The following is a 13,353-nucleotide window of genomic DNA, read 5'->3' on the forward strand; positions in this document are numbered from 1 at the left end:
GGACCCCTGTCGGGGACTCCTGCCGGGGACTCTTGTCCTGTCGAGGTCCGGGTGACGGCTCCGTTGACCCGGTGTTCGGCGAGATGCTAGACACCAGTAGCAGCACACGCAATGACCGTTGCATTTCTTGCAACGGTCGAGAGAGGGGCTCCATGGGCACCGAAGCGCTCACCCGCCTTGCCGAGGAACGTGTCGACCACCGCTTCAAGGGCCTCCCGCCGGACGCCGACGGTCTCACCGTCGGCGAGCTGACCGCCCAGCGGCGCAACCTCTTCCGGGACGGCGACGGCTTCACCACGCCCGTCCTCGCCCTCTCCGCCGAGCGCCTTGAGCACAACCTCGCGCTGATGGAGACGTACACCGCCCGGCACGGCCTGGCCTTCGCCCCGCACGGCAAGACCTCCATGGCCCCGCAGCTCTTCCACCGCCAGATCGAGCACGGCGCCTGGGGGATCACGCTGGCGCTGCCCCACCAGGTCCGGGTGGCCCGGGCGTTCGGCGTCCCGCGCGTGTTCCTCGCCAACGAGCTGGTGGACGCCTCCGCCCTGCGCTGGATCGCCGGCGAGCTGGCCGCCGACCCGGAGTTCCGGTTCGTCTGCTACGTCGACTCCGTGCGCGGGGTGGAGCTGATGGACGCGGCCCTCGGCGGCACCGCCCGCCCGGTGGACGTGGTGGTGGAGGTCGGCGCGGGCGACGGCGCCCGGACCGGGGTGCGGTCGGAGACGGAGGCCCGGGCCGTCGCCGACGCGGTGGCCGGCACCGCGACGCTGCGGCTCGTCGGCGTGGCGGGGTACGAGGCGCAGGTGCCGGACGCCTCCCCGGAGCGGGTGCGGGCGTGGCTGGAGCGACTGGTGGCGCTGACCGTGGAGTTCGACCGGGCCGGGCGGTTCGCCAAGGCGAGCGAGATCGTGGTGAGCGCCGGCGGCAGCGAGTGGTTCGACGCCGTCGCCGATGTCTTCGCCGGGGTCCCCGGGCTGTCCCTGCCGGTGCTGAAGCTGCTGCGCTCCGGGGCGTACGTCTCGCACGACGACGTGCACTACAGCAGGCTGACCCCGTTCAACCGGGTGCCGGAGGAGGGGGCGCTGGAGCCCGCGTTCCGGCTGTGGGCGCAGGTGGTGTCCCGGCCGTCCCCGGCCGAGGCGTTCGTCAACGCGGGCAAGCGCGACGCCGCCTACGACCTCGACCTCCCGGTGGCGCACGTGGTACGCCGGGACGGTGGCGAGCACGCGGCGACCGGGATCGAGGTGACCGCCCTGTCCGACCAGCACCTGTGGCTGCGCACCGGGCCCGGCGCGGACGTCGAGGTCGGCGACTGGGTCGGCTTCGGCCTCTCCCATCCGTGCACGTCCTTCGACAAGTGGCAGCTGATCCCGGTGGCCGAGGCCGACGGCACGGTGGTCGACTACATCCGTACGTTCTTCTAGGAGGCCGGTGTGGAGGACCTGGTCATCCGGGACGCCGACGTGGTCGACGGCAGCGGTGAGCCGTCGTACCGCGCCGATGTCGTGGTCGACGCCGGCCGGATCGTCTCGATCGTCAAGGAGGCCGCGGCGGCGGGCTGCCAGCGCCCGCAGGCCGTGCGGGAGATCGACGCCGAGGGCCTGGTCCTCTCCCCCGGCTTCGTCGACATGCACGCCCACTCCGACCTGGCTCTGCTGCGCGACCCGGACCACAGCGCCAAGGTCGCGCAGGGGGTCACCCTGGAGGTCCTGGGGCAGGACGGGCTGTCGTACGCCCCGGTGGACGACCGCACGCTGGAGGAGGTGCGGCGGGCGATCACCGGCTGGAACGGGTACGGCGACGACGTCGACATCGACTGGCGGAGCGTCGGCGAGTACCTCGACCGGCTGGACCGGGGGATCGCCGTGAACGCGGCCTACCTGGTCCCGCAGGGCACCGTCCGGGCGCTCGTCGTCGGCTGGGAGGACCGCCCGGCCACCCCGGCGGAGCTGGACCGGATGCGGCGGCTGGTGGCCGAGGGGCTGGAGCAGGGCGCGGTCGGGCTGTCCTCCGGGCTGACGTACACGCCCGGGATGTACGCCGGGGGCGGCGAACTGACCGAGCTGTGCCGGGTGGTGGCGTCCTACGGCGGCTACTACTGCCCGCACCACCGCTCCTACGGCGCCGGCGCCCTGGAGGCGTACGCGGAGGTGGTGGACCTGGCCCGGGAGGCGGGCTGTCCGCTGCACCTCGCGCACGCGACGCTGAACTTCGGCGTGAACCGGGGCCGGGCGCCGGAGCTGCTCGCGCTGCTCGACCGGGCCCTGGACGCGGGCGCGGACATCACGCTGGACACCTATCCCTACACCCCCGGCTGCACCACCCTCGCCGCACTGCTGCCGAGCTGGGCGAGCGAGGGCGGCCCCACGGAGGTCCTGGCCCGGCTCGCCGACCCGCGGACGGCCGAGCGGATCCGCTACGACCTGGAGGTCACCGGCTCGGACGGCTGCCACGGGGTGCCGGTGCAGTGGGAGACGATCGAGATCTCCGGCGTCACCGATCCGGCCCTGGCCGGCCTGGTGGGCCGTACCGTGCGGGAGGCGGCGCGGCTGCGCGGCGAGGAGCCGTGGACGACGGCGCGCCGGCTGCTGGCCGGCGACCGGCTCGGCACGACGGTCCTCCAGCACGTCGGCCACGAGGAGAACGTCCGCGCGATCATGCGGCACCGCACGCACACCGGTGGCTCCGACGGCATCCTGCGGGGCAGCAAGCCGCATCCGCGGGCGTACGGCACCTTCCCGCGCTATCTCGGGCACTACGTGCGGGAGTTGGGGGTGCTGACGCTGGAGGAGTGCGTCGCCCACCTCACCTCGCGGCCCGCGGCGCGGCTGCGGCTGCCGGACCGCGGGCTGGTGCGCGAGGGCTACCGGGCCGACCTGGTGCTGTTCGACCCGGAGACGGTCGCGCCCGGCGCCACCTTCGCCGAGCCGCGCACGCTGCCGGAGGGGATCCCGTACGTGCTGGTCGACGGCCGGTTCGCCGTCGAGGACGGCCGGCGGACGGACGTCCTCGCGGGGCGGTCCGTCCGCCGTACGCCGCTGTGAACCGCGCTTACGGCTTGGGCAGGGTGCAGCCGGCCGCGCTCAGGTCGAGCCTGTTGCCCGTGGTGAAGCAGGCCGGGATGTTGTAGATCTCCTGGGCGTAGTTGATGCCCTGGCGGACGGTGACGTTGCCGTTCGCGTCGACCTCGCACGGGTTGTTCACCGTGCACCGCTCGCCGTCCTCGTTGCCGGTGTTGTTGACGGCGACGACCTTGCCGGTGGTGGTGTCGATGACCGGGGAGCCGGAGGTGCCGCCGATGGTGTTGCAGGAGGAGGTGTAGCGGACCGAGTCCTTGAAGGTCCAGTCGCCCTCCTTCAGCCGGTAGACGAACCCGTCGATGTTGCAGCTGTAGGTGCGCTTCCAGTACCCGGAGACCACCTTGATGGCGGTGCCGGCGACCGGATGGGTGTCCTGCACGGTGAGCGGGCTGATGCCGTACGTGCTCCTGATCGCCGCGTACGTGGTGGTGGTGCGGTAGATCGTGACGTCCGTGTCCGTCATGGTCGAGTAGACGACCTGGTTGGCGCGGAGGGTGCCGATCCTGGAGCCGGAGGCGTTCAGCAGGCCGAAGGAACGGCTGGAGGACTGGCCGGTGATGACGTCGCCGGGGCCCGGCATGCCGGTCTCCAGGCAGTGGCCGTTGGTCAGTACGAGCGCCGGGTCGGTGTCGGCCGAGCCCGGGAAGCGGATGACGGAGCCGGAGCAGTTGCTGAGCGAGACGGTGCCCGCGAAGCTGACGGTCGCCTTGACGGCCTTGGCGGAGTGCGGGGCGGTGGTCTTGGCGGCCGCGTGCGGTGCGGCGACGGCCGGGGTCGCGCCCAGTCCGGCTATCGCCAGGGCGGAGAGCGCGGCAAGGAGAGGCTTGTTCACGTGGGGGTCCCCTCTTACGACTGGGGCGACCGGAGGTGCTTCCGGTCGCCCACTCGGTTGTCATGCGCATTCTCAGCAGCGGAGAGGCGCGGGGACAAGACGCGGTGTCAGGTCATAGGGGTTTCCCTGTGCGCGCGGGCGGCGGCGCGACCGTCCACGGCACCGGACACGTCGTCACCGACGCCCGGGCCTACCGGTGTTTCCACGTGCCGCGGCCGTGTCCGCGGCCCCTGCCGACGGGCGTGCCGGACGGTGACGCCGTCGGCGTGGCCGTCGGCGCCGTCGGGCTCGGGACGCCGGACGCCGACGGGGCCGGCGCCGAGGTCGTGGCGCCGGGGCCGTGGTCCGTCGCACCGCCCGCGTCCGGGGTGGCGGCGGGGGCGGGAGCGGCGGTGTCCGAGGAGGCCGCGGGGGACGGCGCGGAGCCGCCGGAGCCCGCGCCCGCCGGGGACGCCGTGCCCGGGGAGGCGGTCTCCGCGCCGGGGCCCGTGGACGCGGCTCCGGCGCCCGCGCTCCGGCCGGCCCCGGGACGCGCGCCGTCCGGGGAGTCCGAACCGCCCAGCGCCGCGAAGGCCGCGACCGCGCCGGCCACGCCGAGGACGCCGGCGACCACCACCGCCCGGCGCCGGCCGCCCGGGCGCCGCGCGGCACGCCGCCGGTCGGCCCGGCCGGGCCCACGCGTCCCGGCCGGCACCGCGGCCGGCACTCCGGCCCGCTCCCCCGGCTCCGCCGCCTCCGGCGGCCCCGGCGGCTCGGCCAGGGGTTCGAGCTCGCGCGTGGCGTCGTAGGCGTTCTGCCAGCCGTGCGCGGCGGCGGGGTCGGCGTACTGCTCGTACGCGGGGGCCGGAGCCGGCTGCGGGTGGTACACGTTCGGCCGGACGCCGGGCGCGCCGCCCGCCGCCTCCATGCCGTACGCCCCCGCCTCGTACTCCCGTTCCGTGGACATGCCAGCGGATTCTAGGGATGCAAGTGACTCTTGAGACAGCCGACGTCGACATCCGGGCAGACCTGCGGGTCTCACGTGGCGGAAAACACGGACCAGGAGGCGTCGCCTGCCCCTAAGCTCACGGACATGCAGGTGATCCAGTCGACCAAGCTCGCCAACGTCTGTTACGAGATCCGGGGCCCGGTGCTCGAAGAGGCCATGCGGCTTGAGGCGGCGGGCCACCGCATCCTCAAGCTCAACACCGGCAACCCGGCCGCCTTCGGCTTCGAGTGCCCCCCGGAGATCCTGGAGGACATCCTCCGCAACGTCTCCACGGCGCACGGCTACGGCGACGCCAAGGGCCTGCTCGCCGCGCGCCGCGCGGTGGTGATGCACAACCAGACCATCGGGATCGAGACGGACGTCGAGCACGTCTTCATCGGCAACGGCGTCTCCGAGCTGATCGTGATGGCGATGCAGGGCCTGCTGGACGACGGCGACGAGGTGCTCGTCCCGAGCCCGGACTACCCCCTGTGGACGGCCGCCGTCTCCCTGTCCGGCGGCACCGCCGTGCACTACCGCTGCGACGAGCAGTCGGACTGGATGCCCGACCTGGCCGACATCGAGCGCAAGGTCACCGACCGCACCAAGGCGATCGTCGTCATCAACCCGAACAACCCCACGGGCGCGGTGTACGACGAGGCGGTGCTGAAGGGGCTGACCGACATCGCCCGCCGGCACAACCTGCTGGTCTGCTCCGACGAGATCTACGACAAGATCCTCTACGACGGCGCCACGCACACCCCGACGGCGGCGGTCGCGCCCGACCTGCTGACGCTGACGTTCAACGGCATGTCGAAGGCCTACCGCGTGGCCGGCTACCGCGTCGGCTGGATGTCGATCTCCGGCCCCCGCGCGCACGCCGACTCCTACATCGAGGGCCTGACGATTCTGGCCAACATGCGGCTGTGCGCCAACATGCCGGGGCAGCACGGGGTGGTCGCCGCGCTCAGCGGACGCCAGACGATCAAGGACCTGGTGCTGCCGGGCGGGCGGCTGAAGGAGCAGATGGACACGGCGTACGAGCTGCTGACCCGGATCCCGGGCGTGAGCTGTGTACGGCCGAAGGGCGCGCTGTACCTGTTCCCGCGGCTGGACCCGGAGGTCTACCGGGTCAGGGACGACCGGCAGCTGGTCCTGGACCTGCTGCGGCAGGAGAAGATCATGGTCGTCCAGGGGACGGGCTTCAACTGGCCCGAGCAGGACCACTTCCGGGTGGTGACGCTGCCGTCGGTCGGGGACCTGCGGGACGCGGTGACGCGGATCGGGAACTTCCTGGACGGATACAGCCAGCGGTAGCCGGCGGACCCCGTTCCGTGACCCGACTCAACTTTAGACGAAATCCAAGGTAGGATGGCTTCCTGTCAGAGCACAGGAGGCCATCCCCCATGTACGAACCGATCCGCACCAAGTCGGTCCACAGCACGATGGCCGGCGCCCCCTCCGACTTCCCGCACCGCTCGCGCGAGGAGGAGCTGGACATCCAGCTCGCCGGACACCTCGCCGCGCTCCTCGCGGTCACCGACGAGCTGCGTGCCCTGAGCCCGTCCGCCGACCTGGACACGGCGGCGGAGCGCCTCGCGGCACAGGTGGCCCGCCTGCGGGGTGGACGCACGCCCCTGCGGGCGGCACCGGCCGCGGCCGGCGACCCCGCCGCCCTGCACCGGCGCGCGCACACCCTCGCCGGCCGCGCGCTCGTGGTCGCCGCGTCGCGCGCCGACACGGCGGCGGCGATCCTCGCGGCCCAGCGGATGGACGCGCACACCGCCGCGCTGTCCGGCCCGAAGGCGTACAGCACCGCCCACTGATCCCTCCGGGGATCCCCTCGAACGGCCCCGGTCCGCGTGCACCCGCAGCGACGCGCGGACCGGGCGCCACAGACCCCGCCCGGCCCGGCCGGGGCGGCGCCGGCGGCGTGCGCCCCGGGGCTGGTGCCCCAGAAGTCCCGCACCCGTGCCCGGAGGACCGGGGCGGGACCGGTGGGACGCGGGCTCAGCGCCTGACGTACACCGTGGCCGACGCGGTCGCGCCGGTGTGCAGGTCGTCGCCCGGCCAGCTGACCGCGTAGGTCACCTCGCGCCGGGTGCGCGGCAGGTCGTCGACGGTGAAGGTGCCGTCGGCGGCGACGGTCACCGACGACAGGGTGCCGGTGCCGAGCCGGTCCGTCCGCTTCACGGTGAGCACGGCCCGCTCGGGCAGCGCCTTGCCCTGGGCGGTGAAGGTGCCGGTGATGTGGACGCCCCCGCGCATCGTGGCCTCGTCCGGCGCGGTCAGCGCGATCGCGCTCGGCGCCTTGCCGACGGTCACGGTGTGGGTGACGTCGGTCGCGGGGCGGTGGGTGAGGTCGCCGAGGAAGGACACGCTGTAGGTGGCCTCGCCGACCAGGTCGGGCTCGTCCAGGACGGTGAAGGTGCCGTCGTCCTTGACGGTCGCCGTGCCCAGCTGGTGGGTGCCGGTCGCGTCCTTGCGGACGGCGCTCACCTTCAGCGGCCCGGCGGGCGCGGGCCCCTCCCACTCCAGCCGGCCGCGCACGGCCAGCGGCTCCCCGGCGACGGCCCCGGCGGGGCTGTGGGTGAGGGCGCCGGCGAAGCGGGTGTCGTACTGGACGGCCGGCGGCTGGATGACGTGCAGCCAGAACTCCTGGCCGGTGCCGCCCCGGGTGACGGCGAAGAGCCGGGAGCCGTCCTGGGACCAGGCCAGACCCCGCGGGGCGACCGCGTTGCCGTCCAGACCGCCCTCGAAGGCGAACTCCAGCGGCGGTGTGCCGTCGGCCGGGTCGGCGCTCTGCACCAGCAGGTCGGGGGTGCTGCCGGAGGCCTGGGCGCCGCGGGCGATGTAGGCGCCGTCACCGCTGAAGGCGACCGCGGTGGACGTCGCTCCGGCGGGCAGCGCCTGGTACTGGCCGGGCGCGTCCGACAGGTCGGCGTTCAGCAGCCGGGTGCCCGCACCGGCGTCGGCCACGGCGACCTTGCCGCCGTCCGGGCTCACCGCCATGTCCTGCAGGTCGAGGGCGCCCTTGCCGTCGCCGTCCGCGAACCGGCGGGAGGCGTCCCGCACCGGGGTGGCGCCGCTGACGTCGAACGAGGCGAGGAACGGGTTCGCCGCACCGCTGTCCTTGGGCTGGCCCACGAGGAGGCGGTTCTTCCCGCGTGCTCCCGGGGCCAGCTGGAGCCGGCCGGTGTCGTTCCAGCCGGTCCGGTCGACGGTGCCGCCGGTGAGGACGTCCAGGGCCGTCGAGGCCGTGGCGCACTGGTAGGCCTGGTAGACGTAGGCGTCCGTGCTCCACACCGTGCCCCCGGCGAAGGCGAGCTGCCGGCCGCAGGTGTCGTAGGCGGCGCCGTACGCCCCGCTCTGCTGGAGCGTGCCGGTGTCGTAGCCGACGACACGGCCGCGCTCGCCCACGTACAGCGTCGCGGAGTCGTCGCTGAGCGCCACGCCGGAGACATTCGACTGGTGCTGGAGCGTGCCGACCTTCCGGCCCTCGAAGTCGTAGACCAGCACGGTGCCGTCGGTGTTGGTGTCGCGCTGGTCGGCGATGTAGATGCGCTGGTGCACCGAGTCGACGGCCAGGCCCGAGTACGACGAGATCGGCAGCTTGGCCACGGCGTCGGAGGCCGCCGCGTGGGCCGCGGGCGCGACGGCGACGGTGAGTCCGGTCCCGGCGAGTGCGGCGGCGAGCAGCGTGGCCGCGAGACGTCCGGGTCGCTGTGCTGTATTCAACTGTGCCCCCCACAGGCTGAGTTCGGGCGTCCCGCCGTCGTCGGTGAGACGCCTGTACAGCCATGAAACAGCTGTGAAGATCCGGTGAGCAAGGGGGCGCGCACGGGAAGGGCCCCGCACGCCGTTGTGCGGGGCCCTTCCCGGGGTTGTTCCACGGCCGGTCGTGACGATCGCTGGTCAGGGCACATCCTGGCCGGCCGTGGAGTCTTTCGGCGGGACCGGTCAGCCCAGGCGCTCCACCAGCGCCCGGTACTGGTCCCACAGCTCCTTCGGGGTGTGGTCACCGAAGGTGTTGAGGTGCTCGGGGACCAGGGCGGCCTCCTCGCGCCAGATCTCCTTGTCGACGGTGAGCAGGAAGTCCAGGTCGGAGTCGGCCAGTTCGAGGCCGTTCGTGTCCAGCGCGTCCTTCGTCGGCAGGATGCCGATCGGCGTCTCGACGCCCTCGGCCCTGCCCTCCAGCCGCTCCACGATCCACTTCAGGACGCGGGAGTTCTCGCCGAAGCCGGGCCAGACGAACGCGCCCTCGTCGTTCTTGCGGAACCAGTTGACGTAGTAGATCTTCGGCAGCCTGGACTGGTCCTTGTCCTTGGCGACGTCGATCCAGTGGGCCATGTAGTCGCCCATGTTGTAGCCGCAGAACGGCAGCATCGCGAACGGGTCGCGGCGCAGCTCGCCGACCTTGCCCTCGGCCGCCGCGGTCTTCTCGGAGGCGACGTTGGCGCCGAGGAAGACGCCGTGGTTCCAGTCGAAGGACTCGGTGACCAGGGGCACGGCGCTGGCGCGGCGGCCGCCGAAGAGGATCGCGGAGATCGGCACGCCCTTGGGGTCCTCCCACTCGGGCGCGATGATCGGGCACTGCGAGGCCGGCACGGTGAAGCGGGCGTTGGGGTGGGCGGCCGGGGTCCCGGAGGCCGGCGTCCAGTCGTTGCCCTTCCAGTCGGTCAGGTGGGCCGGGGGCTCCTCGGTCATGCCCTCCCACCACACGTCGCCGTCGTCGGTGAGGGCGACGTTGGTGAAGACCGCGTTGCCCCACAGGGTCTTCATCGCGTTGGCGTTGGTGTGCTCGCCGGTGCCGGGCGCGACGCCGAAGAAGCCGGCCTCCGGGTTGATCGCGTAGAGGCGGCCGTCCTCGCCGAACCGCATCCAGGCGATGTCGTCGCCGATGGTCTCCACGGTCCAGCCGGAGATCGTGGGCTCCAGCATGGCGAGGTTGGTCTTGCCGCAGGCGGAGGGGAAGGCGGCGGCGACGTACTTGGACTCGCCCTGCGGCGGGGTCAGCTTCAGGATGAGCATGTGCTCGGCCAGCCAGCCCTCGTCGCGGGCCATGACCGAGGCGATGCGCAGGGCGTAGCACTTCTTGCCGAGCAGGGCGTTGCCGCCGTAGCCGGAGCCGTAGGACCAGATCTCGCGCGACTCGGGGAAGTGCGAGATGTACTTGGTGGAGTTGCAGGGCCAGGGGACGTCCTCCTGGCCCTCCTCCAGCGGGGCGCCGAGGGTGTGGACGGCCTTGACGAAGAAGCCCTCGTCGCCGAGCTCGTCCAGGACGGCCTGGCCCATGCGCGTCATCGTGCGCATGGAGACGGCGACGTACGCGGAGTCGGTGATCTCCACGCCCAGCGCGGACAGCGGGGAGCCCAGCGGGCCCATGCAGAACGGGACGACGTACATGGTGCGGCCCCGCATGGAACCGCGGAACAGGCCCTTCTCGCCGGAGAAGATCTCCCGCATCTCGGCGGGGGCCTTCCAGTGGTTGGTCGGACCGGCGTCCTCCTCCTTCTCGGAGCAGATGAAGGTCCGGTCCTCGACGCGCGCGACGTCGGTCGGGTCGGAGGCGGCGTAGTAGGAGTGGGGGCGCTTGACCGGGTCAAGCTTCTTGAACGTTCCCTTGGCGACCAGTTCCTCGCACAGCCGCTCGTACTCGGCCTCGGAGCCGTCACACCAGACCACACTGTCCGGCTGCGTCAGTTCGGCGATCTCGTTGACCCACGAGATCAGTTCCTGGTGGTTGGTGGGGACGACGGTGGGAGCCGCGATGTCGCGCGCCACGATTGCTCCTAAGTGAGGGTTTTTGTGTTTGTCCGCCCCGTGGGGGCCGCGACCCGGATGCTTCGTAGCCCGCTCATCCGGTGCCGACCGCACTCATTTGATCATCCGAGTCTAGTGCCCATCTGTCCAGGGGGCATCACAGGTGAGCGGCGTGAGGAATCACACGATTTCCTGGACTCTTTGCGTCCACGTTGGGTTCAGGTGAAGGACTTTTTGCCCAACCGGTCCATCGCGCGGAAAATGACCGTGCGTTGATGAATGACCTACGGCGTCCTCGGTACCATGCGGCGCATGACTGCGTCCGCCCCCGACGCGCCCACGGACACGCCGGCCGCCGGCCGCGGTCCCGTCGCGCTCTCCCTGCCGCATCCGGTCAAGCCGAGGCTCCGCGGCTGGCTGCACCTCGGTATGTTTCCGGCCGTACTCATAGCGGGCCTGCTGCTCACCGCCCTCGCCGACTCGACCAGAGGCCGCGTCGCCTGCGGGATCTACGCCCTGACGGCCTGCCTGCTGTTCGGTGTCAGCGCCCTGTACCACCGGGGCAACTGGAGCCCGCGCATGGACGGCGTGCTGCGCCGCCTGGACCACGCCAACATCTTCCTGATCATCGCGGGCACCTACACCCCGCTGACGCTGCTGCTCCTGCCCGACGGGAAGGGCCGGTGGCTGCTGTGGGGGATCTGGGCCGCCGCGGCGGCGGGCATCGTCTTCCGCGTCTTCTGGGTCGGGGCCCCGCGCTGGCTCTACACGCCCTGCTACATCGCGATGGGCTGGGCGGCGGTCTTCTTCCTGCCGGACTTCCTGCGCACCGGCGGCATCGCCGTCCTGGTGCTGGTGGTCGTCGGCGGGCTGCTCTACAGCGTCGGCGGCGTGATCTACGGCATCAAGCGCCCGAACCCGTCACCGCGCTGGTTCGGCTTCCACGAGGTCTTCCACCTCTTCACCCTCGCCGCGTTCGTCGTCCACTACGTCGGGATCTCGCTGGTGGCGTACCAGCACGCGTAACCCCGCGACACCGCTTCCCGCGGCCACGGCTCACCCGAGCCGTGGCCGTTTTTCGTTGTCCGACACCTCGCAGGAATTGACAGTCGGCCTATTTTGACAGCTACTTTCATTTCATGGCTACTGTCACTCACGTGGACGAGACGCGGCACCACCCCCGCCGCTGGTGGGCCCTCGGCGCCCTGGTCGCGAGCATGCTGGTGCTCGGTTTCGACACGACGATCCTCAACGTCGCCCTGCCGACGATGGCCGGGCGGCTCGGCGCCACGACGGGTCAGCAGCAGTGGATGGCGGACGCGTACGTCGTCGTCTTCGCGGCGCTGATGCTCCCCGCCGGTCTGCTCGGCGACCGGTTCGGGCGCCGCCGGATGCTCGTCGCCGGGCTCGGTGTCTTCCTGGCGGGCTCGCTCCTCGGCTCGCTGGCCGGTGACGTGCACGCCGTGATCGCCGCCCGCGCGGTCATGGGCGTCGGAGCGGCGCTGGTCATGCCGCTCGCCCTGTCCGTGCTGCCCTCGCTGTTCGGCCCGGACGAGCGCACCAAGGCGGTCGGCCTGATCTCCGCGGCCTCCGCGCTCGGCCTGCCGCTCGGTCCGGTCCTCGGCGGCTGGCTGCTGGGCCACTTCTGGTGGGGCTCGGTCTTCCTGGTCAACGTGCCGATGGCGGCCCTCGGTATCGCCGCCTGCGTGTTCCTGCTGCCCGAGACGCGGGACCCGGCCTCACCGAGGGTCGACGTCCTGTCCACCGCGCTCGCCGCGACCGGCCTGGGCGCCCTCGTCTACGCGATCATCGAGGCCCCCGACCGCGGCTGGGGCGACGCGCCGGTCCTGGCGGTGCTCGCCGCGTCGGCCGTGGTCCTCACCGCCCTGGTGCTGCGCGAGCGCCGGGCGGTCCGCCCCATGCTCGACCTTGCCCTGCTCGGCCGGCGGGGCTTCCTGCTCAACACCGTCGCCGCGACCCTGGTGATGTTCGTGCTGTCCGGCCTGATGTTCGTGCTGCCCCCGTACCTCCAGGCCGTCCTCGGCAACGACGCCCTCGGCACCGGCCTGAGGCTGCTGCCGATGATGGGCGGCCTGCTGGTCGCCGCGCGGGGCGCCCAGCCGGTGGTCGCCCGGTTCGGCGCCCGGGCCGTGGTCGGCGCGGGCCTGGTCGTGCTCGCCTTCGCCGCCCTGCTGGGCAGCCGTACGACGGTGGACTCGGGCTACGGCTTCACCGCGCTGTGGCTGTCGATCACGGGCCTCGGCTTCGGCTTCTGCGTGGTCCCGGCGATGGACGGCGCCCTCGGCACGCTGCCCTCCGACCGGGCCGGCAGCGGATCGGGACTGCTGCTGACCCTCCGCCAGGTCGGTGGCGCCATCGGCATCGCGCTGCTCGGCAGCCTCCTCGCGGACGCCTTCCGGGACCGGCTCGACGTCACCGGGCTGCCCTCCGCCGCCGCGCACACCGCCGGGGAGTCGGTGGTCGCCGCGCACCTGGTCGCCGCGAGGACCGGTTCCGCGCACCTCGCGGCCTCGGCGGACGCCTCGTACGTGCACGGCATGACCCTGGTGCTGCTGGTGTGCGCGGTGGCCTCCCTGGTGGCCGCCCTGCTCGCGGCGCTGCTGCTGCCGAACGCACCGGCGGCCCGGCGCACGGAGGGGGAGGAGACCCGGCCCGTGGCCCCCACCACGGCCGATGCCGGACAATGACCG

General features: G+C 72.6%; 10 protein-coding genes. 6 read left to right on the forward strand and 4 right to left on the reverse strand.

Annotated elements, in window-relative coordinates; genetic code table 11:
- Positions 1 to 152 precede the first annotated feature (152 nt).
- On the forward strand, positions 153 to 1,424 hold the full coding sequence (locus ACZ4VF_RS17305) for an amino acid deaminase (RefSeq protein WP_467926771.1): 1,272 nt from the start codon (positions 153 to 155) through the stop codon (positions 1,422 to 1,424).
- A gap of 9 nt (positions 1,425 to 1,433) precedes the next feature.
- The gene (locus ACZ4VF_RS17310; RefSeq protein ID WP_467926773.1) at positions 1,434 to 3,044 is read left to right on the forward strand and encodes an N-acyl-D-amino-acid deacylase family protein; all 1,611 of its coding nucleotides are present in this window, start codon (positions 1,434 to 1,436) and stop codon (positions 3,042 to 3,044) included.
- A 7-nt stretch (positions 3,045 to 3,051) separates the two neighbouring features.
- Here ACZ4VF_RS17310 and ACZ4VF_RS17315 read toward each other — a convergent pair whose 3' ends face one another.
- Both ACZ4VF_RS17315 and ACZ4VF_RS17320 read right to left on the reverse strand, forming a co-directional pair.
- A complete protein-coding gene (locus ACZ4VF_RS17315; protein ID WP_467926774.1) occupies positions 3,052 to 3,912 on the reverse strand; it encodes a S1 family peptidase in 861 nt (286 codons plus the stop codon).
- Between the two features lie 190 nt (positions 3,913 to 4,102).
- The gene (locus ACZ4VF_RS17320; RefSeq protein ID WP_467926775.1) at positions 4,103 to 4,858 is read right to left on the reverse strand and encodes a hypothetical protein; all 756 of its coding nucleotides are present in this window, start codon (positions 4,856 to 4,858) and stop codon (positions 4,103 to 4,105) included.
- A 126-nt stretch (positions 4,859 to 4,984) separates the two neighbouring features.
- On the opposite strand from ACZ4VF_RS17320, the gene ACZ4VF_RS17325 reads away from it, so the two are divergent.
- Both ACZ4VF_RS17325 and ACZ4VF_RS17330 read left to right on the forward strand, forming a co-directional pair.
- Positions 4,985 to 6,196: a pyridoxal phosphate-dependent aminotransferase gene (locus tag ACZ4VF_RS17325; protein WP_467926777.1), complete on the forward strand. Its 1,212-nt coding sequence runs from the start codon at positions 4,985 to 4,987 to the stop codon at positions 6,194 to 6,196.
- 89 nt (positions 6,197 to 6,285) lie between these two features.
- Positions 6,286 to 6,705, forward strand: a complete 420-nt coding sequence (locus ACZ4VF_RS17330) for an SCO4983 family protein (RefSeq protein WP_467926778.1) — start codon at positions 6,286 to 6,288, stop codon at positions 6,703 to 6,705.
- Between the two features lie 184 nt (positions 6,706 to 6,889).
- On the opposite strand, the gene ACZ4VF_RS17335 is transcribed toward ACZ4VF_RS17330, so the two are convergent.
- Entirely contained in the window at positions 6,890 to 8,617 is a 1,728-nt protein-coding gene (locus ACZ4VF_RS17335) for a WD40 repeat domain-containing protein (protein WP_467926780.1), read from the reverse strand.
- Between the two features lie 222 nt (positions 8,618 to 8,839).
- Entirely contained in the window at positions 8,840 to 10,663 is a 1,824-nt protein-coding gene (locus tag ACZ4VF_RS17340) for a phosphoenolpyruvate carboxykinase (GTP) (RefSeq protein WP_467926781.1), read from the reverse strand.
- Between the two features lie 291 nt (positions 10,664 to 10,954).
- Between ACZ4VF_RS17340 and trhA the strand changes: the two genes are divergently transcribed.
- Positions 10,955 to 11,668 (forward strand): PAQR family membrane homeostasis protein TrhA, encoded by a 714-nt coding sequence (gene trhA / locus ACZ4VF_RS17345; RefSeq protein ID WP_467926783.1) that lies wholly within the window; start codon positions 10,955 to 10,957, stop codon positions 11,666 to 11,668.
- 113 nt (positions 11,669 to 11,781) lie between these two features.
- Positions 11,782 to 13,350 carry a DHA2 family efflux MFS transporter permease subunit gene (locus ACZ4VF_RS17350; protein WP_467926784.1) on the forward strand — a complete coding sequence of 523 codons (1,569 nt, stop codon included), beginning with the start codon at positions 11,782 to 11,784 and terminating at the stop codon, positions 13,348 to 13,350.
- The last annotated feature ends 3 nt before the right edge of the window (positions 13,351 to 13,353 follow it).

The organism is Streptomyces sp. NPDC029151 (assembly GCF_055564315.1).

What these genes read in the sequence shown, in the direction of transcription:
- ACZ4VF_RS17305 (WP_467926771.1), top strand. Translation starts at nt 153, where the DNA reads ATGGGCACCGAAGCGCTCACCCGCCTTGCCGAGGAACGTGTCGACCAC.
- ACZ4VF_RS17320 (WP_467926775.1), bottom strand. Translation starts at nt 4,858, where the DNA reads ATGTCCACGGAACGGGAGTACGAGGCGGGGGCGTACGGCATGGAGGCG.
- ACZ4VF_RS17325 (WP_467926777.1), top strand. Translation starts at nt 4,985, where the DNA reads ATGCAGGTGATCCAGTCGACCAAGCTCGCCAACGTCTGTTACGAGATC.
- ACZ4VF_RS17330 (WP_467926778.1), top strand. Translation starts at nt 6,286, where the DNA reads ATGTACGAACCGATCCGCACCAAGTCGGTCCACAGCACGATGGCCGGC.
- trhA (WP_467926783.1), top strand. Translation starts at nt 10,955, where the DNA reads ATGACTGCGTCCGCCCCCGACGCGCCCACGGACACGCCGGCCGCCGGC.
- ACZ4VF_RS17350 (WP_467926784.1), top strand. Translation starts at nt 11,782, where the DNA reads ATGGCTACTGTCACTCACGTGGACGAGACGCGGCACCACCCCCGCCGC.